The organism is Phenylobacterium sp. (genome assembly GCF_030693625.1).
Taxonomy (GTDB): Bacteria; Pseudomonadota; Alphaproteobacteria; order Caulobacterales; family Caulobacteraceae; genus Phenylobacterium; species Phenylobacterium ferrooxidans.
Genome location: NZ_JAUYAF010000047.1, coordinates 1 through 24,344, shown reverse-complemented (window position 1 = coordinate 24,344; position 24,344 = coordinate 1). Strand labels below are relative to the sequence as shown.

Annotated in this window: 27 protein-coding genes and 1 pseudogene; 18 read left to right on the top strand and 10 right to left on the bottom strand. The window is 69.1% G+C overall.

Translation table 11 applies throughout. From position 1 onward, the window contains the following. The first annotated feature begins 20 nt into the window (after positions 1-20). Positions 21-566 (top strand): sigma-70 family RNA polymerase sigma factor, encoded by a 546-nt coding sequence (locus Q8N10_RS10260; protein WP_304777485.1) that lies wholly within the window; start codon positions 21-23, stop codon positions 564-566. Next, complete coding sequence (locus Q8N10_RS10255; RefSeq protein WP_304777483.1) at positions 556-1,197, top strand: DUF1109 domain-containing protein; 642 nt, start codon at positions 556-558, stop codon at positions 1,195-1,197. Before Q8N10_RS10260 ends, Q8N10_RS10255 begins: the two co-directional genes overlap by 11 nt. A 221-nt stretch (positions 1,198-1,418) precedes the next feature. Here Q8N10_RS10255 and Q8N10_RS10250 read toward each other — a convergent pair whose 3' ends face one another. Continuing rightward, the gene (locus Q8N10_RS10250) at positions 1,419-3,161 is read right to left on the bottom strand and encodes an acyl-CoA dehydrogenase (protein ID WP_304777481.1); all 1,743 of its coding nucleotides are present in this window, start codon (positions 3,159-3,161) and stop codon (positions 1,419-1,421) included. Between the two features lie 100 nt (positions 3,162-3,261). Between Q8N10_RS10250 and Q8N10_RS10245 the strand changes: the two genes are divergently transcribed. From Q8N10_RS10245 to Q8N10_RS10220, 6 genes are all read left to right on the top strand, one after another. Next, positions 3,262-3,423, top strand: a complete 162-nt coding sequence (locus Q8N10_RS10245) for a hypothetical protein (RefSeq protein WP_304777479.1) — start codon at positions 3,262-3,264, stop codon at positions 3,421-3,423. Further along, entirely contained in the window at positions 3,357-4,328 is a 972-nt protein-coding gene (locus tag Q8N10_RS10240) for an L-threonylcarbamoyladenylate synthase (protein ID WP_304777477.1), read from the top strand. Before Q8N10_RS10245 ends, Q8N10_RS10240 begins: the two co-directional genes overlap by 67 nt. Before the next feature lie 25 nt (positions 4,329-4,353). Continuing rightward, the gene (locus tag Q8N10_RS10235) at positions 4,354-5,763 is read left to right on the top strand and encodes an FAD-binding oxidoreductase (RefSeq protein WP_304777475.1); all 1,410 of its coding nucleotides are present in this window, start codon (positions 4,354-4,356) and stop codon (positions 5,761-5,763) included. Between the two features lie 6 nt (positions 5,764-5,769). Next, positions 5,770-6,573 carry a peroxide stress protein YaaA gene (gene yaaA, locus Q8N10_RS10230; protein WP_304777473.1) on the top strand — a complete coding sequence of 268 codons (804 nt, stop codon included), beginning with the start codon at positions 5,770-5,772 and terminating at the stop codon, positions 6,571-6,573. 65 nt (positions 6,574-6,638) lie between these two features. Beyond that, on the top strand, positions 6,639-8,141 hold the full coding sequence (locus Q8N10_RS10225) for a carboxylesterase/lipase family protein (protein ID WP_304777471.1): 1,503 nt from the start codon (positions 6,639-6,641) through the stop codon (positions 8,139-8,141). Between the two features lie 53 nt (positions 8,142-8,194). Then, positions 8,195-9,043, top strand: coding sequence for an SDR family oxidoreductase (locus tag Q8N10_RS10220; RefSeq protein WP_304777468.1), 849 nt, complete (start codon positions 8,195-8,197; stop codon positions 9,041-9,043). Between the two features lies 1 nt (position 9,044). Here the strand turns inward: Q8N10_RS10220 and Q8N10_RS10215 are convergent, their stop codons facing one another. Further along, a complete protein-coding gene (locus Q8N10_RS10215) occupies positions 9,045-9,617 on the bottom strand; it encodes a peroxiredoxin family protein (protein WP_304777466.1) in 573 nt (190 codons plus the stop codon). Positions 9,618-9,765: 148 nt separating this feature from the next. Between Q8N10_RS10215 and Q8N10_RS10210 the strand changes: the two genes are divergently transcribed. The 3 genes from Q8N10_RS10210 to Q8N10_RS10200 all read left to right on the top strand — a co-directional run bounded on the left by Q8N10_RS10210 (position 9,766) and on the right by Q8N10_RS10200 (position 12,618). After that, positions 9,766-10,551 carry an SDR family NAD(P)-dependent oxidoreductase gene (locus Q8N10_RS10210; protein ID WP_304777464.1) on the top strand — a complete coding sequence of 262 codons (786 nt, stop codon included), beginning with the start codon at positions 9,766-9,768 and terminating at the stop codon, positions 10,549-10,551. Positions 10,552-10,564: 13 nt separating this feature from the next. Beyond that, positions 10,565-11,563: a phosphotransferase family protein gene (locus Q8N10_RS10205; protein WP_304777462.1), complete on the top strand. Its 999-nt coding sequence runs from the start codon at positions 10,565-10,567 to the stop codon at positions 11,561-11,563. Between the two features lie 80 nt (positions 11,564-11,643). Further along, positions 11,644-12,618, top strand: a complete 975-nt coding sequence (locus Q8N10_RS10200; RefSeq protein ID WP_304777459.1) for a nitronate monooxygenase family protein — start codon at positions 11,644-11,646, stop codon at positions 12,616-12,618. Between the two features lie 142 nt (positions 12,619-12,760). Here the strand turns inward: Q8N10_RS10200 and wrbA are convergent, their stop codons facing one another. Continuing rightward, complete coding sequence (gene wrbA / locus Q8N10_RS10195; protein WP_304777457.1) at positions 12,761-13,360, bottom strand: NAD(P)H:quinone oxidoreductase; 600 nt, start codon at positions 13,358-13,360, stop codon at positions 12,761-12,763. Positions 13,361-13,425: 65 nt separating this feature from the next. After that, positions 13,426-14,124, bottom strand: coding sequence for a pirin family protein (locus tag Q8N10_RS10190; protein WP_304777455.1), 699 nt, complete (start codon positions 14,122-14,124; stop codon positions 13,426-13,428). A gap of 123 nt (positions 14,125-14,247) precedes the next feature. On the opposite strand from Q8N10_RS10190, the gene Q8N10_RS10185 reads away from it, so the two are divergent. Further along, the gene (locus Q8N10_RS10185) at positions 14,248-15,180 is read left to right on the top strand and encodes a LysR family transcriptional regulator (protein ID WP_304777453.1); all 933 of its coding nucleotides are present in this window, start codon (positions 14,248-14,250) and stop codon (positions 15,178-15,180) included. Between the two features lie 3 nt (positions 15,181-15,183). Here the strand turns inward: Q8N10_RS10185 and Q8N10_RS10180 are convergent, their stop codons facing one another. After that, complete coding sequence (locus tag Q8N10_RS10180) at positions 15,184-15,681, bottom strand: YbjN domain-containing protein (protein ID WP_304777451.1); 498 nt, start codon at positions 15,679-15,681, stop codon at positions 15,184-15,186. Between the two features lie 126 nt (positions 15,682-15,807). Here Q8N10_RS10180 and Q8N10_RS10175 point away from each other — a divergent pair, with 126 nt between their 5' ends. Genes Q8N10_RS10175 through Q8N10_RS10165 form a run of 3 tightly spaced genes read left to right on the top strand, consistent with a single transcriptional unit; the run spans position 15,808 to position 17,741 of the window. Beyond that, positions 15,808-16,239 carry a TIGR02301 family protein gene (locus Q8N10_RS10175; protein WP_304777448.1) on the top strand — a complete coding sequence of 144 codons (432 nt, stop codon included), beginning with the start codon at positions 15,808-15,810 and terminating at the stop codon, positions 16,237-16,239. Between the two features lie 31 nt (positions 16,240-16,270). Next, the gene (locus Q8N10_RS10170) at positions 16,271-17,272 is read left to right on the top strand and encodes an SPFH domain-containing protein (RefSeq protein ID WP_304777445.1); all 1,002 of its coding nucleotides are present in this window, start codon (positions 16,271-16,273) and stop codon (positions 17,270-17,272) included. Between the two features lie 4 nt (positions 17,273-17,276). Then, a complete protein-coding gene (locus Q8N10_RS10165) occupies positions 17,277-17,741 on the top strand; it encodes an NfeD family protein (protein WP_304777443.1) in 465 nt (154 codons plus the stop codon). On the opposite strand, the gene Q8N10_RS10160 is transcribed toward Q8N10_RS10165, so the two are convergent. From Q8N10_RS10160 to ispH, 5 genes are all read right to left on the bottom strand, one after another. Beyond that, positions 17,704-18,201 (bottom strand): MarR family winged helix-turn-helix transcriptional regulator, encoded by a 498-nt coding sequence (locus tag Q8N10_RS10160; RefSeq protein ID WP_304777441.1) that lies wholly within the window; start codon positions 18,199-18,201, stop codon positions 17,704-17,706. The two genes, Q8N10_RS10165 and Q8N10_RS10160, sit on opposite strands and share 38 nt — an antisense overlap. A 125-nt stretch (positions 18,202-18,326) precedes the next feature. Beyond that, complete coding sequence (gene rnhA / locus Q8N10_RS10155; RefSeq protein ID WP_304777439.1) at positions 18,327-18,779, bottom strand: ribonuclease HI; 453 nt, start codon at positions 18,777-18,779, stop codon at positions 18,327-18,329. Continuing rightward, positions 18,776-19,741 carry a homoserine kinase gene (gene thrB, locus Q8N10_RS10150; RefSeq protein WP_304777437.1) on the bottom strand — a complete coding sequence of 322 codons (966 nt, stop codon included), beginning with the start codon at positions 19,739-19,741 and terminating at the stop codon, positions 18,776-18,778. The genes rnhA and thrB overlap by 4 nt, the downstream gene beginning before the upstream one ends. A 32-nt stretch (positions 19,742-19,773) precedes the next feature. After that, positions 19,774-20,547, bottom strand: a complete 774-nt coding sequence (locus Q8N10_RS10145) for a class I SAM-dependent methyltransferase (RefSeq protein ID WP_304777435.1) — start codon at positions 20,545-20,547, stop codon at positions 19,774-19,776. Beyond that, positions 20,547-21,509 carry a 4-hydroxy-3-methylbut-2-enyl diphosphate reductase gene (ispH, locus tag Q8N10_RS10140; RefSeq protein WP_304777433.1) on the bottom strand — a complete coding sequence of 321 codons (963 nt, stop codon included), beginning with the start codon at positions 21,507-21,509 and terminating at the stop codon, positions 20,547-20,549. The genes Q8N10_RS10145 and ispH overlap by 1 nt, the downstream gene beginning before the upstream one ends. Before the next feature lie 121 nt (positions 21,510-21,630). Between ispH and Q8N10_RS10135 the strand changes: the two genes are divergently transcribed. From Q8N10_RS10135 to Q8N10_RS10125, 3 genes and pseudogenes are all read left to right on the top strand, one after another. Beyond that, positions 21,631-22,323, top strand: coding sequence for a Tat pathway signal sequence domain protein (locus Q8N10_RS10135; RefSeq protein ID WP_304777432.1), 693 nt, complete (start codon positions 21,631-21,633; stop codon positions 22,321-22,323). Beyond that, entirely contained in the window at positions 22,320-24,119 is a 1,800-nt protein-coding gene (locus Q8N10_RS10130; RefSeq protein ID WP_305663912.1) for an arginine--tRNA ligase, read from the top strand. Before Q8N10_RS10135 ends, Q8N10_RS10130 begins: the two co-directional genes overlap by 4 nt. Before the next feature lie 27 nt (positions 24,120-24,146). Continuing rightward, a pseudogene (locus tag Q8N10_RS10125) lies at positions 24,147-24,344 on the top strand (hypothetical protein); the annotation flags it as partial.

The window sequence follows — 24,344 nt, the reverse complement described above, 5'->3', positions numbered from 1 at the left end:
CTGCGTACCTGAGACGACACGTGGACCAGACCGAAGCGCGACTGCGGGCCTTGATGCTCGCCGGCCTGGCTGGCGACGCCGCGGCGCATCGCGCCTTGCTGGCCGAGTTGGGCCGGCTGCTGCGCCGCTACTACGCCCGGCGACTGGGCTTCGGGACGCCGGAGGCCGAAGACCTTGTCCAGGAAACCCTGATCGCCGTGCATACCCGCCGCGCCACCTATGATCCGCAGCAGCCCTTCACCGCCTGGGCCTACGCCATCGCGCGCTACAAGATGATCGACCATCTGCGGCGCACGAAGGTGCGTCCCTCCTCGCCGCTGGAGGAGGCCGATGGCCTGTTCACCGACGGCGGCGCCGAGGACCTGGTGGTCAAGCGTGACCTCGACCGCGTGCTGGAGCAGGTGTCGGCCCGGACCCGCGCCCTGATCCGCGACGTGAAGGTGGAAGGGCTGTCCACTCGCGAGGCCGCCGAGAAGCATGGGCTCTCCGAGACGGCGGTGAAGGTGGCTGTGCATCGGGGCCTGAAGGCGCTGACCGCCAGGTTCGGAGGCGCGCGTGAAGACTGACGAGCTGATCGATCGGTTGACGGCCAATCTGGAGCCCACGCCCCCCTGGTGGGTGACGCGGCGCATCCTGATCGGCCTTGGCAGCGGGGCCTTCTTCTCGGCCCTGCTGATGATCTTCTGGCTGGGGGTGCGGCCCGATCTGATGGACGCCATGACCGGGACGATGTTCTGGATGAAGTTCGCCTACACCCTGGCCTGTTCGGCGGTGCTGGCCGCCGCCCTGATCCGGGTGGCGCGGCCCGGCGGCTCCATGGGCTCGCTGGCCTGGGCGCTGGCGGCGCCCTTCGCCCTGGTCGGCGGCATGGCGCTGTGGCGGCTGTCGGGCGCCGATCCGGCGACCCGGCAGGACATGATGCTGGGGAACTCCGCCGAGGTCTGCGCGGTCTTCATCGCGATCCTCAGCCTGCCCATCTTCGCCGGCGCGGTCTGGGCGCTGAGGGGGTTGGCCCCCACGCGTCTGGTGCTGTCGGGCTTCGTGGCCGGCGGCTGCGCCGGGGCCATCGGAGCCTGGATCTACGCCTTCCACTGCAGCGAGAGCGCCGCGGCCTTCGTGGCCCTCTGGTACACCGCGGGCATGGCGGTGACCGCCCTGCTGGGCGCGCTGGCGGGGCGCAGGCTGCTGCGGTGGTGAGGCCGTCTTATCGAACCACGAACCTCACGAACGGCACGAACAAACAACGTGTCATCCCGGAAAGCCCGCAGGGCTTGTCCGGGACCAGACGCGCGGGGCATGCCGGAGAATCGGTGAGTTTGGGTCCCGGTCTTCCGCTTCGCGGAAACCGGGATGACACACCCGTGCAGCGCCGTCGCGCTCCCGTTCGTGTCGTTCGTGAGGTTCGTGGTTCCTCTCTCTTACCCCCCCAAGGCGTGAGCGCTGACCGCTTCGTAGTCCGCCGCGCCTTCCATGACGCCTTCAGCGAGGCCCGGCGCCTGGGCCAGGACCTGGGCGGCGTAGACGCGGGCCAGGGCGGCCTTGCTCATCGACCAGTCGTCGGTGGCGTCCACGAGGGCCAGCGCCTGGAGGCCCAGCATCCAGCCGCCCAGCACGTCGCCGGCCAGCTTCAGATAGGGTGTGGCGCCCGACAGCGCGTTCGGACCCTTGTTGGCCAGGATCCAGTCGGTGGCGCGTTCCAGAGCCGCGACACCGGCCTCCAGGCGCGCGCCGACGGTCTCGAGGCCAGGCGTGCCTGAGAGCGCGTTCGCCGTCTCGTGCATCTCGGCGGCCAGGGCGTCCATGACGCCGCCGTTCTCCATCGGCGCCTTGCGGCCCACCAGGTCGATGGCCTGGATGCCGTTGGTGCCCTCATAGATCGGGGCGATGCGGGCGTCGCGATAGTGCTGGGCCGCGCCAGTCTCCTCGATGAAGCCCATGCCGCCGTGGATCTGCACGCCCATGGAGGCGACCTCCACGCCCACATCGGTGGACCAGGCCTTGGCGATGGGGGTGAAGAGCTCGGCGCGGGCCTTGGCCACGGCGCGGGCGGCCTCGTCGCTGGCCAGCCGGGCCACGTCGTTCAGCACGCCGGTCGACAGGCAGATGGCGCGGGCGGCCTCGATCTTGGCCTTCATCAAGAGCAGCGAGCGGCGGATGTCCGGGTGGCCATAGATGGCGCCGTCGGGCGCCCAGGCGGCGCGGCCCTGGCGGCGTTCCTGCGAGAAGGCCAGGGCCTGCTGGAAGGCGCGCTCGGCGATGGCCACGCCCTGGACCCCAACCTGCAGGCGGGCGGCGTTCATCATGACGAACATGTGGGCGATGCCGTTGTTGAGCTCCCCCACCAGCTCGGCCTGGGCGCCCTCGAACAGCATGACGCAGGTGGGCGAGCCGTGGATGCCCAGCTTGTGCTCGATGGAGCCGGCCCGCAGGTCGTTGGGGTCGCCGAGGTTTCCGTCCTCGTCCACCAGCCGCTTGGTGGCCAGGAACAGGCTGATGCCCTTCACGCCGGGCGGGGCGTCGGGCAGGCGGGCCAGGACCAGGTGACAGATGTTGTCGGCGGCGTCGTGGTCGCCCCAGGTGATGAAGATCTTCTGGCCATGCAGGCGGTAGCCGCCCTGGCCGTCCGGCTCGGCGCGGGTGGCGACGACGGCGAGGTCGGAGCCCGCCTGGGGCTCGGTGAGGTTCATGGTGCCGGTCCACTCGCCGGAGACCAGCTTGGGCAAGACCAGCCGCTTCTGCCGCTCGGTGCCGTGCAGGGCCAGCGCCTCGATGGCGCCCTGGGTCAGCATGGGACAGAGGCCGAAGGCCATGTTGGCGGCGTGCACCATCTCGAACACCGCCAGGCCCAGCGCCCCGGTCAGGCCCTGACCGCCATGGTCCGGATCGGCCGACAGGGAATTCCAGCCCCCGGCGACGAAGGCCTGGTAGGCGGCGGCGAAGCCCGGCGCGGCGGCGACCTTGCCGTTGGCGTACTTGGCGCCCTCGGTGTCGCCCTTGCGATTGAGCGGCGCCAGCTCGCTCTCGGTGAAGGACCCGGCGGCCTCCAGCACGGCCACCACGGTGTCCTCGTCCAGGTCCGGGAAGGCTTGGGACATCAGGGCCGAGTGACCCACCGTCTTGAGCGCGAAGGCGAGATCGCGAACCGGGGCGCGGAAGGTCATGGGCGGCTCCTGAGAGGTAGGCTGGCTGTCTACCCCGACGCCCGGGATGCGCCAAGGCGTGGGCGCCACAGCCAGGAGATCCGAGCCGACTATAGGTCGCTTGCCGCCTTCCACCCTGAAGATCGACGGCGACAAGGCGCGCATGAGCGGTGTAACCACCCTCGACCGGACCGCCTTCGGCGTGGGGCAGGGCGAGTGGCAGGCGACCGATCAGATTCCAGCTCAGGTGAAGGTGAGCGTGCAGCTCACGGCGACGCGCTAGACGCCGCCGTCGCGGCCCTGCGCGCCGGGTCGCTGGTGATCCTACCCACCGAGACCGTCTACGGCCTCGCCGCCGACGCGGCCAATCCCGCCGCCGTCGCCGCCATCTATGAGGCCAAGGGTCGGCCGCGCTTCAATCCCCTGATCAGCCATGTGGCCGACCTCGCCACCGCCGAGCGGCTGGCGGTGTTCGACGACCGGGCGCGGGCGCTGGCGACCGCCTTCTGGCCTGGGCCTCTGACCCTCGTCCTGCCCATCGCGCCCGACACCGTGGTCTGTGACCTGGCGCGCGCGGGGCTGGAGACGGTGGCGATCCGCGTGCCCGCCCATCCCCTGGCCCGCGAACTGCTGGCGCGGTTCGGCGGTCCGGTGGTTGCGCCCTCGGCCAACCGCTCGGGACGGCCCAGCCCCACCACCTATGCCGACGCCATGGACGAGACGGGGGACAAGGCGGCGGCCGGTCTCGACGGCGGTCCGTGCGCCGTGGGCCTGGAATCCACCGTCGTCGCCCTGCTGGACCAGCCGCGCCTGCTGCGGCCCGGGTCGGTGACTCGCTCCGAGATCGAGGCGGTGGTCGGGCGGCTGGCCGAGGCGGAGGACGACGCCAAGCGCTCGCCCGGCCGCCTGGCGCGGCACTATTCGCCCGAGGCGCCCGTGCGGCTGAACGTCGGCGCGCCGGAGGCGGGCGAGGCCTATCTGGCTTTTGGACCCACCACGGCCTCCGGCAATGTCCTGAACCTCAGTGTGTCAGGCGACCTGCGAGAGGCCGCCGCCAATCTCTTCGCCTACCTGCGCGCCGCCGATCGCACCAAGCCTGCCGCCATCGCTGTCGCGCCGATCCCGACGCAGGGCCTGGGCGAGGCCATCAACGACCGCCTGATCCGCGCCGCGGGCTTTGTCGGCTAGGGCCATCGGGAGTAGGCTGGACGTCATGACCATCTCCGTTCCCGCCGATGTCCTGTCCCGCCTGAAGGCCGTGCTCGGCGAGGGTGGGTGGAGCCAGGATCCGGAGCGCCTGGCGCCCAAGCTGCTGGAGTGGCGCGACCGCTGGAAGGGGACGACGCCCTTCCTGGCCCTGCCGAGGACCACGGCCGACGTCTCGGCCATCGTCGGCGTCTGCCATGAGGCGGGCGTGCCGATCACCACCCAGGGCGGCAATACCGGCCTGGTGGGCGGCCAGATTCCGCAGGGCGAAATCCTGCTTTCCACCGAGCGGCTTTCGACGATCCGCGACGTGGACGCCTTTGACGACGTGATCGTGGCCGAGGCGGGCGTGACGCTCGCCGCCGTGCACGAGGCGGCGCTCAAGGTGCGCCGGCGCTTCCCCATGGGCCTGGCTTCGGAGGGGACCGCTACGATCGGCGGCATCGTGTCGACCAACGCCGGGGGCACGGCGGTGCTGCGCTACGGCAACACCCGCGATCTGGTGTTGGGGATCGAGGCCGTCCTGCCCAATGGCGAGATCTGGAACGGCCTGAAACGGCTGCGCAAGGACAACACCGGCTATGATCTGAAGCAGCTGTTCATCGGCGGGGAGGGGACCCTGGGGGTGGTCACCGCCGCGTCCTTAAAGCTGTTCCCGATCCTCGCCAGCCGCGCCACGGCGGTGGCGGCGGTGGAGTCGCCGGAGGTGGCGATCCAGCTGCTGGTGCGGGCCAAGGAGGAGGCCGGAGGAGCGGTTGAGGCCTTCGAACTGATGGGCCGGCGCGGGGTCGAGTTCGTGCTGAAGAATATCGCGGGCCAGCGCGACCCGCTGCACCGGGCCTATCCCTGGTACGTGCTGATCGAGATCGCCTCGGGCGAGCCCGGCGCGGCGGAATCGGCCATGGAGCGGCTGCTGGGCAAGGCCCTGGAGGACAGCCTGATCCTCGACGCCGCCATCGCCCAGAGCGAGGCCCAGGCCAAGGCCTTCTGGTCGGTGCGGGAGAACCAGTCGCCGGGGCAGAAGCCGGAGGGGGCGACCTGGAAACACGACATCTCCGTCCCCGTCAGTCAGGTGGCCAAGTTCATCGCGCAGGCGACCGCGGCCATGGAGGCTTTCGCGCCGGGCTGCCGGATCACCGCCTTTGGTCACGTCGGCGACGGCAATATCCACTATGACGTCATCCGCCCCGAGGGCGGCGACGACGCGGTCCATTCGGCCAGGCGCAACGAGGGGTCGCGGATGGTGCACGACATCGCCGCGGCCATGGGCGGCTCGATCTCCGCCGAGCACGGCCTGGGCGCGATGAAGACCGAGGAGGCCCGGCGCTACAAGAGCCCGGTGGAGGTTGCGGCGCTGAGCGCGATCCGGCAAAGCCTGGACCCCAAGCGGATCATGAACCCCCGCGTCTTCTTCTGAGCCGCCATGCTGATTGTCCTGTCCCCCGCCAAGGCGATGAACTTCGTCGCGCCGGACAAGCCCCTGCCGATGACCACCCCGGAGATGGGCGAGGACATCGCCCTGCTGTCTGAGACCACCCGCAAGCTGACCGTGGCGCAGGTGAAGCGGCTGATGGGCCTGTCGGACAACCTCGCCAAGCTGAACCGCGACCGCTTCCAGGCCTTTGATCCGGCCATGGAGGAGGGGCTGCAGGCCGCCTTCGCCTTCAATGGCGACGTCTATATGGGCTTCAAGGCTCGGGAGCTGGACAAGAAGGCCCTGGCCTTCGCTCAGGATCACGTCCGCATCCTGTCGGGTCTCTATGGCCTGCTGCGGCCCCTCGACGGCATCCAGCCCTATCGGCTTGAAATGGGGACGCGGCTGAAGACCAAGCGCGGTCCCAGCCTCTACGCCTTCTGGGGCGACAAGGTCGCCAAGGCCCTGAACGCCCAGGCCGCCGGTCACAAGGACCCGACCCTGGTGAACTGCGCCAGCCAGGAATATTTCGGCGTCGTGGACCGGTCGGCTCTGACCTTGCCGGTGGTGAATGTGCGCTTCGTGGAGGAGAAGGACGGCGAGTCCCGGGTGATCAGCTTCTTCGCCAAGCGGGCCCGCGGGGCCCTGGCCCGCTACGCCGTCGACCACCGCATCGCCAAGGCGGCCGACCTCAAGGCCTTCGACACCGACGGCTACCGGTTCCAGGCCCACGCCTCCACCGACAGCGAGTGGGTCTTCTCCCGCCCGCAACCGCCGCTGATGAGCGCCAAGGCCAAGGCCGCCGACGCTTGACGCAGGGTCCGGCGCGCCGGATGTTCTTTCTAGGGAGCAGTATGGCTTCCGTCAGGGAGAACGCCATGAGTGACGCCGCCACGCTCGACGCTACGGTCAAGACAGACGCCGGCTGGGTCGAGGGTTTAGCGCGCGGCCGCCACATCGCTTTCTACGGTATCCCCTACGCCGCCGCCCCCACCGGTCAGACCCGCTTCCGCGCCCCCAAGCCGGCCGGCGCCTGGGCGGGCATGCGCAAGGCGACCGAAAAGGGCTTCGCCGCCCTGCAGACCCCGCACTTCATCCCGGGATTCGCGGCCAGCGGGGCCCAGGATGAGGACTGCCTCAACCTGAACGTCTTCACCCCGGCGACGGACGGCGCCAAGCGGCCGGTGATGGTCTGGATCCATGGCGGCGGCTTCACCCATGGGGCGGGCTACGAACCGCTCTATGACGGCGGGCCCCTGGCCGAGCGCGGCGACGTGGTGGTGGTGTCCCTGAACTACCGGCTGGGCGCTCTGGGCTTCCTGTCGATCCCGGAGGCTGGCATCCCCGGCAATGCGGGCCTGCTCGACCAGGTGGCGGCGCTGAAGTGGGTCGCCGAGAACATCGCGGCCTTCGGCGGCGACCCCGAGCAGATCACCATTTTCGGGGAGTCCGCCGGCTCGGCGGCGGTGGCCTGCCTGGTGGCGATGCCGGCCGCGAAGGGGCTGTTCAAGCGCGCGATCCTGCAGAGCGGCGTGGGTCGCGCGGGTCCGCCGGAGGTCGCCGCCAAGGCCGCCGACAAGTTGCTGGCGAGCCTCGGTCTCGACCGCAGCGAGGTGGTGGATCTGTTCGACCTGCCGGCCGACAAGATCCTGGCGGCCCAGGCCTCGGGCGGCTTCGGACCGGGGAGCGGATTTGGCCCGACCCGGGACCCGGCCTCCCTGCCCGAGGCCCCGATGGTGGTGGTCCGCGATGGCGGAGCCAGGGACGTCGCCCTGCTGATCGGCTCCAACCGAGACGAGGTGAAGCTGTTTGTCCCGGGTCGCCGTGAGCCGATGGCCGATGAGGCCCTGCTGGCCGAGGTTCGCGGCCGTCTTCCGAACGCCACCGAGCCGCAGGCCAAGGAACTGATCGAGGTCTACCGCGCCTCGCGAGAGACCAAGGGGCTCCCCACCGACAACCTCGACCTGCTCGACGCCATCGGCAGCGACATGCAGTTTCGCATCGCCGCGACCAAGTTCGCCTCAGCCCAGGCCCCGCACGGCCCGGCCTATCTCTACCTGTTCACCCACGCCTCTCCCGCCCGCCGTGGGGCGCTCGGCGCCTGTCACGCGCTGGAGATGCCCTTCGTCTTCGGCACGACAAGGATCGAGGGGCAGGTGAACTTTGCGGGCGCCGGCCCCGACGTGGAGCGGCTGGAGGGCGAGATCATGGACGCCTGGATCGCGTTTGCGCGGACCGGAAACCCCAACCATCCCGGTTTGCCGGCCTGGCCCGCCTATGACGCGGCGAGCCGCGACACCATGGTGTTCGACACAGCCGCGTCGACCGTTCAGTCTGACCCCTTCGGCGAGGAGCGTGCGACCCTGGAGGCGCTGCTCTAGCCGCGCTAGGGTTTCCCGGAATGCGGCCGATCCGAGCCGCTGGGGGGAAGCATATGAGCAAGAGCCACACGGGACCCGTGGTCCTGATCACTGGAACCTCCACGGGCGTGGGCCTGCACACCGCCATCGCCTTCGCCCGGGCCGGCTACGTGACGATCGCCACCATGCGCGACACGTCCAAGAAGAAGGACCTGCTGGCCCAGGCCAAGGCCGCCGGGGTGAAGGTCAAGGTCGAGAAGCTCGACGTCCAGAAGAAGAAGTCCATCGAGGCCTGCGTCGAGAAGGTGATCCGCAAGCATGGCGGCATCGACGTCCTGGTGAACAACGCCGGCGCCGGCTTCCTGGGCAGCCTGGAACAGACCACCGACGCCGATCTGGAACGGACCATGGGGGTTAATTTCTTCGGGGTCTGGCGGATGACCAAGGCGGTGTTCCCTCACATGCGCGAGCGCGGCACGGGGCGGATCATCTCGGTCACCAGCGTCGGAGGCCTGATCGGCCAGCCCTTCAACGACGCCTACTGCGCCGCCAAGTTCGCGGTGGAGGGGATGATGGAATCCCTGGCCCCGCTGGCCAAGCGGCTGGGCGTGCAGATCAGCCTGATCGAGCCCGGCCCTATCAACACCGAGTTCGTCAACAGCGTCCGCTCGGCCAGCGACCTTGCGGCCTACGCCCCGCCCTATGACGCCATCGTCGCGAAATACATGGGCGCCAGCACCGGGGTCTTCGCCCAGTATGGGCAGACTGGCGCCGATATCGCCGGGATCATTCTCGGCGCCGCCACCGCCGAGACGCCGGACTTCCGCTACATCACCTCGGATTTCGCCAAACAGGTGGTGGGACCCAAGGTCGTGGACCCCACCGGCAACAGCGTGGTCGAGGCCTTCGCCAGCAGACTGTAGACTATTTCTTCAGGCCATCGACGGCCGCCAGAACCACGTCGACCGGCGGACGAGTCTTGTAGCCTTCCTCGGCCAGCTTGGCCTGGACGACACCGCGCGGTGAGATGACGAAGATCGCCGGCACGGGCACGCCGTAGGCGAAGCTTTCGGGCTTGTACTGCGGGTCGCGCAGCTTGAAGGCGTCGATGGTCGCTGAGCCCGTATCGGAGAGGAAGGCGTAGGGGATCTCCCGCTGTTCGGCGAAGCGAGTCAGGACCTCGGGTGAATCGTAGCTGAGGGCCACTAGCCGGTAGCCGCGCTCGGCCAGGGGCGCCTTGGCGGCCTTCAGGTCGATGAGTTGCTTCTGGCAGTAGGGGCACCATTTCGCGGACCGGACGAAGACCAGGACCACACCGTTCCTGTCCGACAGGCCGGCGACGGTCACCGGCTTGCCCGCCAGGTCGCGGGCCGAGATCGGCGGGACCCTGGACCCCACCGCGGGGCCGGGATCAAAGGCGGCGGCGGCGGCGGCGGCGGCGGCGGCGGCGGCGGGCCAGGCCAGCAGCAGGGCGGCGAACAAAGGCGCGAGCTTCATCGGGTGTCTCCGGCCGCCAACAGGGCGGGTCACATCCTAGTTCGCGCCGAGGCCAGCGAAGGTTTCAACGCGACCTCGGCGCTTGACGGACCGGGCGTCAACCCGGCCTCTGTCCTCCCAACAAACAAGACAAATGGGAGCAGACGCCATGGCCTACAAACCCTTCGACCTGACCGGCAAGGTGGCCCTTGTCACGGGTGGCAATGGCGGCATCGGGTTTGGCATGGTCGAGGCCCTGGCCGAGTCCGGCGCGGACGTGGTGATCTGGGGCTCCAACCCCAAGAAGAACGCGGACGCCGAGGAGAAGCTCAAGAAGGTCGGCGTCCGGGTCTTGACCCAGGTGGTGGACGTCGCCGACGAGCACGCGGTCAAGGCGGGGATGGCTGAAGCGGTCTCCAAGATGGGCCGCATCGACACCGTGATCGCCAACGCCGGGATCGGTGGCGGTGCGCCCTCCTTCTCGGAGTTCTCCACCGAGATGTACCGCAAGGTGCTGTCGGTGAACCTGGACGGGGTGTTCTTCACCTTCCGGGAGGCCTGCAAGCACATGGTCGAGCGGGCCGGCTCCGGCGACAAGGCCGGTGGATCACTTGTGGTGATCTCGTCGCTGTCGGCCCTCGACGGGGCGCCGAAGAACGAGGCCTACGCCGCCACCAAGGGCGCCGTGATCTCGATGATCCGCGCCATCGCCGTGGAGCACGCCCGCTATGGCGTGCGGGCCAACGCCATCCTGCCCGGCTGGATCGCCACCGACATGACGGCGGGCGCCCAGGGCAACGACAAGTTCAGCGATGCGGTGATCAAGCGGGTGCCCATGCGCCGCTGGGGCCAGCCGGCGGACTTCGGCGGCATGGCGGTCTACCTGGCCTCGGACGCCTCGTCCTTCCACACCGGCGACAGCTTTCTGATCGACGGCGGATACGGCGTCTTCTGAGGATGCGGCGCGCATGACGACGCGCGCCTATTCCGCCCGGCTGGGGGACATCTCCGACGCCCAGTTCCAGCAGGCGCTCGACCGGCTGGACCTGGGCGAGCTCGTCGGCGCGACCGCCGTGCCCTTCGGCCTGTTCGGGCAGAACGTCTTCCTGACCACCAGCCGCGGCGAATTCATCTTCCGCGGCGCCCAGCACGGCGACTGGCAGTTCGCGAAAGAGGTGTTCTTCGCGCGGCTGCTGGCGGCGCGGACAGCCGGGCCGGTGGCCTGGCCGCAGTGGCTGGAGACCTCGCCGGAGATCTTCGGCTGGCCGTACATCGTGGCCCCGCGCCTGCCGGGCCAGCCTCTGGCCGACCCGGCGGTGATCGCGGGACTTTCGGCCGACGACCGCTGGCAGATCGCCTGGGCTCAGGGCGAGACCCTGGCGGCCCTGCAGGCCCTGACCTGGGCGGCGGCGGGGGATTTCGATCTCGCCACCGGTGACATCGTGCCCTTCGAAGGTGGGCATATCGGGCATCTGGTCCGCGAGGTGCGCAAGCTGGTGGCCGACGCCGACGGCTCCGGCTCGCTGACGCCGGAGGACCACGCCTGGATCGAGGGGGTGCTGCACCTGGCCGCCTTGGTGCGCGACTCCGGCCCGGCGGTCTATCTGCACAACGACTTCAGCCTCAACAATGTGCTGGCGCAGCGGCGCGACGGGGCCTGGGCGATCACCGGGGTGGTGGACCTGATGACGTCGACCTTCGGCGGCGGGGAAGCCGACCTCTGCCGCCAGGCCGCCAACTACCTGGACCAGGACCCAGCCCTGACGTCGGCTCTGATCGGCGCCTACCGAGGGGCGGGCGGCGGCGGGCCGGACGCGCAATCCCGCGCGCCGCTGTACGTGGTCTATGAGCGGCTGCTGCTCTGGGAGTACTTCACTCGGCCGCCGGAGCGTGCCGGCTGGACGGCGGGCAAGACCTTCAGCGGCTGGGCGCGGGGCTATGTCGAGCGGCTGACCGCCTTACTGTGAGCCGCTGACCCTGGGTCACGGTTCCCTTCCGCGGGCTGCGGCGCCATCCTGTCCCCAACGAGATTTCGGGAGAAAACGCCATGACCCTTCACACCCCGCTTTGCGACCTCCTGGAGGTCAAGCACCCGATCATGCTGGCCGGCATGGGGGGCGTCTCCTATGCCGAGCTGGTGGCCGCGGTGTCCAACGCCGGGGGCTATGGCGTGCTGGGCATGGCCGGCCGCACGCCGGAGTTCATCCGCGACGAGATGCGCAAGGTCAAAAGCCTGACCGACAAGCCCTTCGGCGTCGACCTGCTGGCGGCCAGCCCGGATAGCCTGACGGCCTCGGTGGAGATCATCATCGAGGAGGGAGCCTCCAGCTTCGTGGCCGGCCTGGGCGTGCCCATGCCGATCATGGAGAAGCTCAAGAAGGCCGGCCTCAAGGTCATGGTGGTCTGCGGGGCGGTCAAGCACGCGGTGAAGGCCGAGCAGGCCGGCTGCGACGCCGTCATCTGCCAGGGCGGCGAGGGCGGCGGCCATACGGGCCTGGTGGGCACCATGCCCCTGGTGGCCCAGGCGGTGGAGGCCGTGAAGATCCCGGTGGTGGCGGCCGGCGGCCTCTATGACGGGCGCGGCCTGGCCGCGGCCCTCACCCTCGGCGCCGTCGGCGTCTGGATGGGCACCCGCTTCATCGCCAGCCACGAGGCCCATGCCGGCGAACTCTACCGCCAGACCATCGTGGAGGCCGCCGACGAGGACACCGTCCGTACGCGGTCCTATTCCGGCAAGCCGATGCGGGTGCGCAAGAACCCCTATGTGGAGGACTGGGAGACCCGTCCCCAGGACATCCAGCCCTTCCCCATGCAGGCGATGATCTCCAGCCAGGCCGGCGTCATGGGCGGCATCGGCGGCCAGATCGAGGGCCTGGACCCCGACAAGTCCTGCTTCGCCATGGGTCAGTCGGCGGGGGGCATCCACACGGTGCTGCCGGCGGCCCAGATCGTGGCCAACCTGGTCTCGGAGGCCGAGGCCGCGCTGACGCGGGCGAGCAAGCTGGTGAAGGTGACGGCCTAGGCTCGGCCGACCACGGGGATCATCGAAACGGTCAGGGTGGAGGCGCGGGACGCCTCCACCCCTCCTGCGCCGCCGGGCTGGGGGTCAGCCTCGGCGGCGGGGCCGTCGTCCTCCGGGGGAGGTCGGAACGACAGCCTGTCGGTTACGCGGCCAGCTTGGCGGCGGTCTGGGCGATCTTGCGGCCTTGGTATCGGGCGCCTTCGAGTTCGTTGTCGCTGGGCTGACGCGAGCCGTCGCCGCCGGCGATGGTGGAGGCGCCGTACGGGCTGCCGCCGGTGATCTCATCCAGGGTCATCTGGCCGGCGAAGCCGTAGTCTAGCCCCACCACCACCATGCCGAAGTGCAGCAGGTTGGTGATCACCGAGAACAGGGTGGTCTCCTGGCCGCCGTGCTGGGTGGCCGTGGAGGTGAAGGCCCCGCCGACCTTGCCGTTCAGGGCGCCCTTGGCCCAGAGGCCGCCGGCCTGGTCGAGGAAGGCCGCCATCTGGGAGCTCATGCGGCCAAACCGGGTGCCGACGCCGATGATGATGGCGTCGTAATCCGCCAGGTCCTCGATCCTGGCGATCGGGGCCTCCTGGTCGAGCTTGAAGTGGGCCGCCTTGGCGATCTCATCGGGCACGGTTTCGGGGACGCGCTTGATGTCCACCGTGGCGCCGGCCTCGCGGGCGCCTTCGGCCACGGCCTTGGCCATGGTTTCGATGTGCCCATAGGCGGAGTGATAGAGGACGAGGACCTTGGTCATGATGGGATTTTCCGGGGGAGGGGAGAGGGAAGCCGCCCCGGCTTTCACCGGGGCGGGAAGGGGGTCTAGGCGGCGTCGACGAGGACCAGTTCGGCGTCCTCCAGGGCGGTGACCCGGACCGTGGCCTCATCGCGGATGGCCGCGCCGTCGCGGGCGTGGAGGGTGACGCCATTGACCTCCACCGAGCCGGTAGCGGGCACCAGGTAGCCGAAGCGGTCGGCGCCCAGGTCATACTCGGCGGTCTCGCCAGCCTTCAGGGTGGCGGCCACGACCCGGCCATTGGTGCGGATCGGCAGGACGTCGGTGTCGCCTTCGACCCCGCTGGCCAGGGTCACGAACTTCCCGGCGCGGTCACCCTTGGGGAAGGGCTTGGCGCCCCAGCTGGGAGCACCGCCGGTCTTGTTGGGCTGGATCCAGATCTGGAACAGGGTGGTGGGCTCGCTCTCCAGGTTGAACTCGGCGTGGCGGATGCCGGAGCCCGCGCTCATCACCTGGACGTCGCCGGCCTCGGTGCGGCCCTCGTTGCCCAGGCTGTCCTTATGGGTGATGGCGCCGGTGCGGACATAGGTGATGATCTCCATGTTCGCGTGGGGGTGCGGCGGGAAGCCGGAGTTGGGAGCGATGCGGTCATCATTCCAAACCCGAAGAGGTCCCCAGCCCATGCGCTTGGGATCGTGGTACTCCGCGAAGGAGAAGTGATGCTTGGCGTCGAGCCAGCCGTGGTTGGCGCCGCCGAGGGAGTCAAAGGCTCTGCGTTCGATCATCTCGTGGGTCTCCTGTCTCGTGAGGTCGCTGGCCGAAGGGCCGCGCCGCTGTTGAGATCAAGGTAGTCATCCCCACACATTCCGAAATAGAAACGATGGAAACAGATCGTTTCGGAAATCGTCATGTCCCGTCTTCCTGATTTCGAGGCCTGGGCCGTCTTCGCCAAGGTGGCCGAGACGGGCGCCTTCGCCCGCGCCGCCGTCGAACTGGAGCTCTCCAAGGCCACGGTGTCCAAGGCGGTGTCGCGGCTGGAGCAGCGACTGGGGACCAGTCTGTTCCACCGCACCTCGCGCAAACTCGCCCTGACCGAAAGCGGTCGCACGGCCCTGGAACGGGCCAGCCGGATCCTGGCCGAGGGCGAGGCGGTGGAGGCCGAGGCCGCCGCCCAGTCGGCGACGCCTCAGGGTCTGGTGCGCCTGGCCGCGCCGATGTCCTTTGGCAACCGGCACCTTGCCCCCCTGCTGCCGGAGTTCCTCCGGCTCTATCCGGAGGTCTCCATCGACCTCAGCCTGTCGGATCAGAAGGTCGACCTGGTGGGGGAGGGGTTCGACCTTGGTCTGCGGATCGGCAACCTGGCCGACTCCTCCCTGCTGTCGCGCCGGCTATGCGGGGTGCGGTTGGTTTTGGTGGGATCGCCGGCCTATCTGGCGGAACACGGCCGGCCCGAGCACCCCCGCGACCTGCTGTTCCACCGGGCCCTGACCTACGCCTATGTCCTGACGCCGGAGGTCTGGAAGTTCGTCCATCCGGATGAGGGGGAGCAATCGGTCACCGTCTCCGGTCCCCTGAAGGTCAACAATTCCGACGCCCTGCTCCCCGCCCTGCGCGAGGGGCTGGGCCTGGCCCTGCAGCCTGAGTTCATCGTCTGGCCCGAACTGGCGGACGGCACGATCGAGGCGGTGATGTGCGACTGGCGAACCCCGCCTATCGCCCTGCACCTGGTCTCGCCGCCGGGGCGTCTGCGGCCGGCGCGGGTGCGGGTGCTGTTCGACTTCCTGGCCGCGCGTCTGGCGACGGCGCCCTGGGCGATGATCGAGGATTTGGAGAGACCCTAGGGCTTATCCGCCCACCGTCTTCGTGAACGACCCGAAGCTTGCCAGGCAGCCCTGCCAGACACCCACGTGCTGCTTGGCCTCCTCGGCGGTCATCCGCAGGTTCACGAGGGTGGCGTAGGCGACGTTGGGCTTGCCGTCGTCGGCGAGGAAGGCGCGACAGGCCACCTGTCCCTTGTTGAATTCGTTGATCTTGCTCAGGTTCACGCCCTTGGCCGAGAAGGCGGTGGAGAAGACCAGGGCGCGGCAGGCCTTTCCCTTGGGGTCGCAATCCACGTACTGGGCGCCGAAGTCGCCGCCAGGGGTGGTGACGTTGAGGAACACCACGGTGGCCTCGGTCCTCGCGATCTCCGCCTTGGCGTCCATGGTTTTCAGCAGGCTGATCAGGGCCGTGGGATCGCGGAGGTCGAAGGGGCCGGACTTGGCCGGCGCCTTGGCGGGCGTTGCGGCGTGGGCGGCGACCGCCAGGGCGGCGACGACGGCGGCGAGGGTGGCGATGCGCATGACGGGTCCTTGGGTCGACTCGGTCGGGATTTAACCGATTTCCGCGCATCCGGCGGCAGGAGAATGGCGCTCGCCTAGTGCGCGCGACGGGATGACAAAATCGGTGTTCTTCCCTTAAGTGAGGCCATGCGCCGTCTAATGCTCACCCTCGCGCTGGCCGCCGTGGCCTTCCCGGTCCTCGCCCAGGATCGCAGCCCGGCGCAACGCCAAAGCCTCGTGGACCTGGCCTATGTGCTGGGAGAGAGCCATGCCCTGCGCCAGGCCTGCGCCGGGGCTGAGGATCAGTTCTGGCGTACGCGGATGATGAACCTGGTCAGCAACGAGAAGCCCGATGCGGCCCTCGATGGGCGGCTGAAGGAAAGCTTCAACACCGGCTTCGCCTCCCGCCAGACCGAGTTTCAGTCCTGTGGCCCGGCCAGCCGCCGCGCCGAACTGGCCGCCGCCAACCACGGTCTGGATATCTCCAAGCGCCTGGCCAAGGTGATGATCAAGACTGAGCGCGAGCCTTTGCCCACCATCTTCGAGATGAACGCGACAGGCGAACAATCTCCGCGCTAAACTCTCCGCACCTACCGTCGGAGATTCCGTCATGGCCGCTGCGACCATCGCGTCTATCGCCTTCCTAATCCTCGCCCTGGTCATCGTGCTGGGGGCCATCAAGATCGTCCCCCAGGGGCGCGAGTACACGGTGGAGCGGTTTGGCCGCTACACCCGCACCCTGAAGCCGGGCATCTCCTTCCTCACCCCCTTCATTGAGGGCGTGGGCCGGCGCATCAACATGATGGAACAGGTCCTGGACGTGCCGCGCCAGGACGTGATCACCAAGGACAACGTCTCGGTCCAGGTGGACGCCATCGTCTTCATCCAGGTGATGGACGCCGCGGCCGCAGCCTATCGCGTGACCAATCTCGACTACGCCATCACCCAGCTGACCATGACCAACCTGCGCACCGTGGTGGGCAACATGGAGCTGGACGAGGTGCTGAGCCAGCGCGACCAGATCAACACCCGCCTGCTGGACGTCATCGACCAGGCCACCAGTCCCTGGGGGGTGAAGGTGGCGCGCATTGAGATCAAGGACCTGCAGCCGCCGCCGGACATCACCAACGCCATGGCGCGGCAGATGAAGGCTGAGCGGGAACGCCGGGCTGTGATCACCGAGGCCGATGGCGAGAAGCAGGCCGCCATCACCGTGGCCGAGGGCGCCAAGCAGGCCGCCATCCTCCAGGCCGAGGGCCGCCGGGAGGCCGCCTTCCGCGACGCCGAGGCCCGGGAGCGGGCGGCCGGCGCCGAGGCCGAGGCCACCAAGCTGGTGTCGGACGCCATCGCCAGCGGCGACGTCAACGCCATCAACTACTTCGTGGCGCTCAAATACGTGGAGGCCTTCGCCAAGCTGGCCGAGAGCCCGCAGCAGAAGACGGTGATCGTGCCGGCCGACATGGGCTCGCTGGTGGGTTCCATCGCTGGCATCGGCGAGCTGGTGAAGTCGATCCAGTCCGACAGCCCGCCGCCGCGCCCGCCGCAGCCGCCGCAGCAGCCGCGTCCGCCGCAGGCGCCGCGCGCCACGGCGGTTCCCAGGGCGGGGGGCTGATCGCGTGGACGGCCTGATCCAACTGGTGGCCGCCAATCCGTTCTGGGTGTGGGCGGCCATCGGCGCCCTGATCCTGGCGACCGAGGTCTCCACCGGCTCGGGCTGGCTGCTGTGGCCAGCGGCCAGTGCGGCGGCCGTCGCCGTGGCGGCCCTGCTGTTTCCGCAGATGGGCTGGGTCGGGGCGATCGGCCTCTATGCCGGCCTGACCATCGTCACCACCCTGCTGGCCCGACGCTACTGGCGCCCGAGCCCGGCCGACGAATCCCAGGACATCAACGACAACATCTCCCGCCTGGTGGGCCACCACGGCAGGGCCGCGGCCGACTTCCGTGACCGTGCGGGACGGGTGTTCATCGACGGCAAGGAATGGGCGGCGGAGCTGGAGGGGGACGCGGTCCTCGCCATCGGCGCCCCCATCGAGGTCACGGGGATCAACGGGGCGTTGCTGCGGGTGCGCCCAGCTCGCTGATCTCCGACAGGAAGATTCGCAGGGCCCTCAGGAATGGGGTCACCGCCCGGAACTCATCGTCGGTGAACCCCTCGCGCAGGGCCTCGGTCTTGGCCTTCATGTCCTTCATGATGGCGCTGGACACCTCGAGCCCGGCCCGGGTGATCTTGACCCGCTTCTTGCGCCGGTCGTCGCAGTCGGCCAGCACGGCGACAAAGCCCATCTTCTCCAGCTTCTGGAGGAGGTTGGTGATCGCGCCCTTGGTCATCAGCATCATGCGCGCGAGCTCGGCGGGGGTCTGGCCGTCGCCATACCGCATGAACCACTGCAGCAACTCGAACTGGGCATGGGTCATGCCCTCAGGCAGGTGCCTGGTCACCGCGGCGCGCAGATAGTGCTCGATGGCCCCGATCTCGGTGAACACCTGGACGTAAGGATGCGCCTGGGCGGCCGGCCCATTGCGAAGGTCTGGTGTCAGCACGGTCGTCTCCATATCGTTCACTGTTGAACGACATGGGTTGTCGTAAGGTAAGCTTCAACCCCAAAAGACCCACGTTCTTTCGAATCCGGCGAGACTGTGACTTCAAGGCGACGCGGCCTGATGGGCTAGGCGCGCGCCTTCAGGGCTTCCTTCAGCCCCTTGCCGGCCAGGAAGTCGGCATGCTCGTTGAGCGCATGGCCGGCATGGCCCTTGACCCAGCGCCAGTCGACGGTGTGGCGGTCGCGGGCGGTGTCCAGGCGGCGCCACAGGTCTTCGTTCTTCACCGGCTTCCTGTCGGCGGTTTTCCAGCCGCGCTTCTTCCAGCCGTGGATCCACTCCGAGATACCCTTCATGACGTAGGTCGAGTCGGTGTGCAGCTCGACGTCGCAAGGCTTGGTGAGGGCCTCCAGCGCCTGGATGGCGGCCATCATCTCCATACGGTTGTTGGTGGTGTCGGGCTCGCCGCCGCAGATGTCCTTGCGGTGGCCGCCGGAGATCAGCACCGCGCCCCAGCCGCCAGGGCCCGGGTTCCCCGAGCAGGCGCCATCGGTATAGATCACCACCTTGGTCCCGCTCACGCCGGGGCCCCGAACAGGACGAGATCGGGCGCGGCGCGGTGGACCGCCAGCTTGCGCTCGTATTCCAGCGGGTCCTTGGGGCGGACCAGGGCGCCGGCCGGGGTCGCCCCCCAGGCCTCAAGCCGGGTCAGGAAGAACCGCATGGCCGCGCCGTGGGCCAGGGCGGGCAGGGCCTGGCGCTCGGCGGCGCTCAAGGGACGCAGGCTCTCATAGCCGGCCACCAGGGCCCGGGCCGAGGTGATGTTGAAGCTTCCGTCGGCCTCGAAGCACCAGGCGTTCAGCGCCACGGCGACGTCGTAGGCCAGTGCGTCGACGCAGGCGAAATAGAAGTCGATGGCGCCGGCGAACTTGCCCGCGGTGAAGAACACATTGTCCGGGAAATAGTCGGCGTGGATGACGCCGGTCGGCAGGCCCTGCGGCCAGGCGGCGGCCAGGCGGTCGAGGTCGCCGCTGATGGTGGCGGCCAGCCCTGGCTTCAGGCCGTCTGCGGCTTCGCGCAGGCTGGCGAACAGCGGCGCCCAGGAGGCCTGGCCCAGGTCATTGGCCCGCGTCCCCGGAAAACCCTGAGCGGCCTGGTGCAGCCGCGCCAGGCCCTCGCCCGCCTCGCGGCAGTGGTCGACGGTGGGACGTCGAACCGACAGGCCCGGCAGGAACTCGACGATGGCCGCGGGCTTGCCGCGCACCCGCTTGATGGTCACGCCATTGCGGTCGGCCAGGGGGGCGGCGCTGGGGAAGCCGTGTTGGGCCAGCCAGCGCATCAGGTCGAGGAAGAAAGGAAGTTCCTCCTCCCGCATGCGCTTCTCGTAGACCGTCAGAAAATAACGGCCGCCGGTGGTCTCCAGCAGGAAGTTGGAGTTCTCCACGCCCTCGGCCATGCCCTTGAAGGCGAGCGCCGTGCCGATGTCGTAGTCGGCGAGCAGGAGGGCGAGCTCCTCATCATTGATGTCGGTATAGACGGCCATGCTGGCTCGGATGGGGGAGCCCGGGCCGGGCGTCAAGCCTTGGCGACCACCCACAGGTCCTGACCGCCGTCATAGTCGGCGGGCGTCGCCCAATTGCCCTTGTGGAAGGACACCAGGGCCAGGCCGGCCTGGGCGATGGCGCGGGCCAGGGCCTGCTGGTCATGGGCGATGGCGCGCTCGGGGCTGCGGGGGTCCACGACGCTGGACGTCGCGTCATAGGGCTGGAAGTCGAACAGCGGGGCCTCCGCCTCGCGGGGCGAGAAGGCGGTGAAGGCGAACCGGCCGCCCGGCTTCAGCACCCGGGCCGCCTCCCGCAGGTAGTGGCTCATGGCCCCGAAGCGCATGTGGGTGAAGACCGACATGGCGAAGGCCACATCCACCGAGGCGCTCTCGGCGGGAAAGGCCACCTCGTCCTCCGCGATGGATCCGCCGCGGTTGTAGTCGCCGTTCCAGACGTCGAGGTGGACGAAGGTGAGCTGCGGGTAGCGACGCCTGCACATGCCGATCGCCGCCCTGGAGAGGTCGAACCCGGTGTAGGGATGGTCGGTCAGATGGTGCGCCATCCGCCCGGTGCCGCAGCCGATGTCCAGCACCGCATCACCAGACTTGAGGGCCGCATAGGTCTTCAGCCAGCCCACAGCCTGCAGGCCGATGGCGTAGTGGTCGCCGTTGCCGACATTGTGGATCACGCTCCACGGGTCGCCCGGCCGGCGGGTCGGCAGGCTCTTGATGTCCAGCCACAGGCCAGACAGGGCGCGCCGCAGGGGCGGCGGGGCATAGGCGGCGAGGGCGCGGATCGTCGCCATCAGCCTTCCACCAGCACCCGGGGCAGCTTGAAGCTGACGGTCTCGCGGACGGCGTCGACCTCCTCCACCGTGACATCGAACACCGCGCGCAACGCTTCGATCACCCCCTGCACCAGCACCTCTGGCGCCGAGGCGCCGGCGGTGACGCCAACGGTCCGGGCCCCGTCGATCCAGGCGAGGTCGAGGAAGCTTGCGTCGTCGATCAGGTGGGCCTGGGCCACGCCCCCGCGCTTGGCCACCTCCACCAGACGCACGGAATTGGAGGAATTGGCGGAGCCCAGCACCAGCAGGACGTCGCTGCGGGCGGCCACGCTCTTGACCGCCTCCTGGCGGTTGGTGGTGGCGTAGCAGATGTCTTCCTTGTGCGGCGCCGAGATCTCCGGGAACCGCTCGCGCAGGGCCGCCACGATGGCCGCGGTGTCGTCCACCGACAGGGTCGTCTGGGTGGCGAAGGCGATGTTGGTCGCGTCCTTCGGCGTGAAGGCGCGCGCGTCCTCCACCGTCTCGATCAGGGTGACGGCCCCCTCGGGCAGCTGGCCCATGGTGCCGACGACCTCCGGGTGGCCGGCATGGCCGATCAGCACGATCTCCATGCCGGCGTCGTAGTGGCGCTGGGCCTCCACATGGACCTTGGAGACCAGGGGGCAGGTGGCGTCGAGGTAGAGCATGTTGCGCGACTTCGCGTCGGCGGGCACCGACTTGGGCACGCCGTGGGCCGAGAATACCACCGGACGGTCGGTGGGACACTCGTCCAGCTCCTCGACGAAGACGGCGCCCAGAGCCTTCAGCCGGTCCACCACATGGCGGTTATGGACGATCTCGTGGCGCACATAGACCGGGGCGCCGTACTTCTCGAGCGTGCGTTCCACGATCTGGATGGCGCGGTCGACGCCGGCGCAGAAGCCGCGCGGGGTGGCGAGCAGGATCGTCAGGGGGCGGCGGGCGCGGGTCGGTTCGGACATGACCCCAAACTAGGCGTCCGGAGCTTCCACCGCCAGCCGCGTTGCGGCCTCAATCGATAGCCAGTAGTACAGGGCCGACCGCGCGGACCTCCGCGCCCTGTTCCTCTGTCTGGACGACCCCATGCGCCGTTCCCTTCTGCTCGCCGCCTGCGCCTTCATGGCGACTGCGATCGCCCTGCCCGAAATCGCCCTGGCCCAGGGCTCGCCGCGCCGCGACCAGCAGCGCCAGGAGCAGGAGGCCGCCAAGAAGAAGAAATCCAAGGAAGAGTGGAACGACGTCCAGGCGCCGCTGCAGGCCCTGCGCAACGCCGGCCCGTGCCCCTTCGTGAAGGTGCTCTACGACGCCGGCCGCTACATCGAGTTCAAGGACGACAAGGAAGCCTCGGCCAATGTCGGCTATTCGGGCGAGATCCAGGGCATCTCGGCCGGCTGCGCGTACAAGGACGACCAGCCGATCCAGGTCGAGATGGAAGTGCTGTTCGAACTGGGCAAGGGCCCGCAGGCCCAGGGTTCGTCCAAGAACTATCGCTACTGGGTGGCCGTCACCAAGCGCAACGAGGCGATCATCGCCAAGCAGTACTTCGACCTGCCAGTCAGCTTCGGCCCCGGCCAGGACCGCGTGTACGCCACCGAAAAGATGGCGCAGATCACCATTCCGCGCGCCAAGGACACCACCAGCGGCGCCAATTTCGAAATCCTCGTCGGCTTCGACGTGACGCCGCAGATGGCGGCCTTCAACCGTGACGGCAAGCGCTTCCGGGTGAACGCGGGCACGGCGGCCGTCGCCGCGGCGGGGACGACCGACCGTCAATGAGTGATCTGAAACGGGGCCTGAGCGAAGCGGTCGCCGCCGCCTTCGCCGCCGCGGGCCTGCCGGCTGAACTCGGACGCGTCACGCCGTCCGACCGGCCCGACCTCGCGGACTTCCAATGCAATGGCGCCCTGGCCGCCGCCAAGACCGCGCGCCGCGATCCCCGCGAGATCGCCGCCGGGGTCACCGCGACCCTGGCCGCTGATCCGCGCCTGTCCGCCGTCGAGATCGCCGGGCTTGGCTTCATCAACATGCGGGTCTCCGACACCGCGCTTTCCGAGCGCGCCAACGAGATCGCCGCCGATCCGCGCCTGGGCGCGTCTGTGGTCGAGGCCCGTCGGCGCATCCTGGTGGACTATGCCGGCCCCAACGTGGCCAAGCCGATGCATGTGGGCCACCTGCGCTCCTCCATCATCGGCGAGGCCATCAAGCGCATCTACCGGTTCCGTGGCGACCTGGTGGTCGGCGACGCCCACTTCGGCGACTGGGGCTACCAGATGGGCCTCATCATCGGCGCGGTGATGGACGAGGACCCCTTCATCAAGGCCCTTGTGGAGCAGCTCAACGGCCGCAATCAGCCGGTGTCGGCGGAGGAGGAGAAGACCGCCTTCGCCGCCCTGCACGATCGGGTCAGCCTGGAGGATCTCGACCGCCTCTATCCCCTGGCCGCGGCCAAGGGTAAGGCCGATATCGAGTACCGCGAGCGGGCCCGCCGGATGACCGCCGAGCTTCAGGCCAAGGCGCCTGGCTATCACCTGCTGTGGCGGCACTTCGCCCGCGTGACCAAGGTCGCTCTGGAGCGGGACTTCCACGCCCTGGGGGTCGATTTCGACCTCTGGAAGGGTGAGAGCGACGTCGACGATCTGATCGCGCCGATGGTCAAGGAACTGGACGCCAAGGGCCTGCTGGTGGACGACCAGGGCGCCCGGATCATCCGCGTGGCGCGCCAGGGCGACAAGCGCGACCTGCCGCCCCTGCTGGTGGTCTCGTCGGAGGGGTCGGCCATGTACGGCACCACCGATCTGGCCACCGTGCTGGACCGGGAGAGGAGCTTCGATCCCGACCAGGTGCTCTATGTCGTGGACCAGCGTCAGGCCGACCATTTCGAGGTGGTGTTCCGCGCCGCATACCTGGCCGGCTATGCGCCGGAGGGCAGCCTGGAGCACATCGGCTTCGGCACCATGAACGGGACCGACGGCAAGCCCTTCAAGACCCGCGAGGGCGGGGTGCTGAAGCTCAACGACCTGATCGAAATGACCCGCACCAAGGCGCGGGAGCGCCTGCGGGAGGCCGACCTCGGCGCGGAGCTCGATCCCGACGCCTTCGACGACACCGCCCACAAGGTGGCCGTCGCGGCCCTGAAGTTCGCCGACCTGCAGAACTTCCGCGGCACCTCCTATGTGTTCGACCTCGACCGCTTCACCAGTTTCGAGGGCAAGACCGGTCCCTATCTGCTCTATCAGGCCGTTCGGGTGAAATCGGTGCTGCGCAAGGCCGCTGACGAGGGCGCCGAAGCCGGCGAGATCGTCATCGGCGAGCCGGCCGAGCGGGAGCTGGCTCTGCTGCTGGACGCCTTCGACCACGCCCTGGCCGAAGCCTATGAACGCAAGGCGCCGAACTTCATCGCCGACCATGCCTACAAGCTGGCCCAGGCCTTCTCGCGGTTCTACGCAGCCTGCCCGATCCTGATCGCCGAGCCGCCGGTCAAGGCCTCGCGCCTCGCCCTGGCCTCGGCCACCCTGCGCCAGCTGGAGCTGGCCCTCACCCTGCTGGGTATCGAGACCCCCGAACGCATGTAGGCTCGGACCTCCATCAAGGGGGGGCGCATGAAGTTCTGGTTGCTGACCTATGTGGGCGCCGCGGTCGCCGAGATCGCTGGCTGCTTCGCCTTCTGGGCCTGGCTGCGCCAGGGGCAGAGCATCCTCTGGCTCATCCCGGGGCTGGCGGCGCTGGCCCTGTTCGCCTGGCTGCTGACTCTCGCCGATGTTGAACATGCCGGCCGCACCTACGCGGCCTATGGCGGA

Excerpts from the sequence above, each read along its gene's own strand:
- Q8N10_RS10250 (WP_304777481.1), bottom strand. The coding sequence starts at position 3,161 with ATGACCTTCCGCGCCCCGGTTCGCGATCTCGCCTTCGCGCTCAAGACG.
- Q8N10_RS10235 (WP_304777475.1), top strand. The coding sequence starts at position 4,354 with ATGACCATCTCCGTTCCCGCCGATGTCCTGTCCCGCCTGAAGGCCGTG.
- yaaA (WP_304777473.1), top strand. The coding sequence starts at position 5,770 with ATGCTGATTGTCCTGTCCCCCGCCAAGGCGATGAACTTCGTCGCGCCG.
- Q8N10_RS10225 (WP_304777471.1), top strand. The coding sequence starts at position 6,639 with ATGAGTGACGCCGCCACGCTCGACGCTACGGTCAAGACAGACGCCGGC.
- Q8N10_RS10220 (WP_304777468.1), top strand. The coding sequence starts at position 8,195 with ATGAGCAAGAGCCACACGGGACCCGTGGTCCTGATCACTGGAACCTCC.
- Q8N10_RS10215 (WP_304777466.1), bottom strand. The coding sequence starts at position 9,617 with ATGAAGCTCGCGCCTTTGTTCGCCGCCCTGCTGCTGGCCTGGCCCGCC.
- Q8N10_RS10210 (WP_304777464.1), top strand. The coding sequence starts at position 9,766 with ATGGCCTACAAACCCTTCGACCTGACCGGCAAGGTGGCCCTTGTCACG.
- Q8N10_RS10205 (WP_304777462.1), top strand. The coding sequence starts at position 10,565 with ATGACGACGCGCGCCTATTCCGCCCGGCTGGGGGACATCTCCGACGCC.
- Q8N10_RS10200 (WP_304777459.1), top strand. The coding sequence starts at position 11,644 with ATGACCCTTCACACCCCGCTTTGCGACCTCCTGGAGGTCAAGCACCCG.
- wrbA (WP_304777457.1), bottom strand. The coding sequence starts at position 13,360 with ATGACCAAGGTCCTCGTCCTCTATCACTCCGCCTATGGGCACATCGAA.
- Q8N10_RS10190 (WP_304777455.1), bottom strand. The coding sequence starts at position 14,124 with ATGATCGAACGCAGAGCCTTTGACTCCCTCGGCGGCGCCAACCACGGC.
- Q8N10_RS10185 (WP_304777453.1), top strand. The coding sequence starts at position 14,248 with ATGTCCCGTCTTCCTGATTTCGAGGCCTGGGCCGTCTTCGCCAAGGTG.
- Q8N10_RS10180 (WP_304777451.1), bottom strand. The coding sequence starts at position 15,681 with ATGCGCATCGCCACCCTCGCCGCCGTCGTCGCCGCCCTGGCGGTCGCC.
- Q8N10_RS10175 (WP_304777448.1), top strand. The coding sequence starts at position 15,808 with ATGCGCCGTCTAATGCTCACCCTCGCGCTGGCCGCCGTGGCCTTCCCG.
- Q8N10_RS10170 (WP_304777445.1), top strand. The coding sequence starts at position 16,271 with ATGGCCGCTGCGACCATCGCGTCTATCGCCTTCCTAATCCTCGCCCTG.
- thrB (WP_304777437.1), bottom strand. The coding sequence starts at position 19,741 with ATGGCCGTCTATACCGACATCAATGATGAGGAGCTCGCCCTCCTGCTC.
- Q8N10_RS10145 (WP_304777435.1), bottom strand. The coding sequence starts at position 20,547 with ATGGCGACGATCCGCGCCCTCGCCGCCTATGCCCCGCCGCCCCTGCGG.
- ispH (WP_304777433.1), bottom strand. The coding sequence starts at position 21,509 with ATGTCCGAACCGACCCGCGCCCGCCGCCCCCTGACGATCCTGCTCGCC.
- Q8N10_RS10135 (WP_304777432.1), top strand. The coding sequence starts at position 21,631 with ATGCGCCGTTCCCTTCTGCTCGCCGCCTGCGCCTTCATGGCGACTGCG.
- Q8N10_RS10130 (WP_305663912.1), top strand. The coding sequence starts at position 22,320 with ATGAGTGATCTGAAACGGGGCCTGAGCGAAGCGGTCGCCGCCGCCTTC.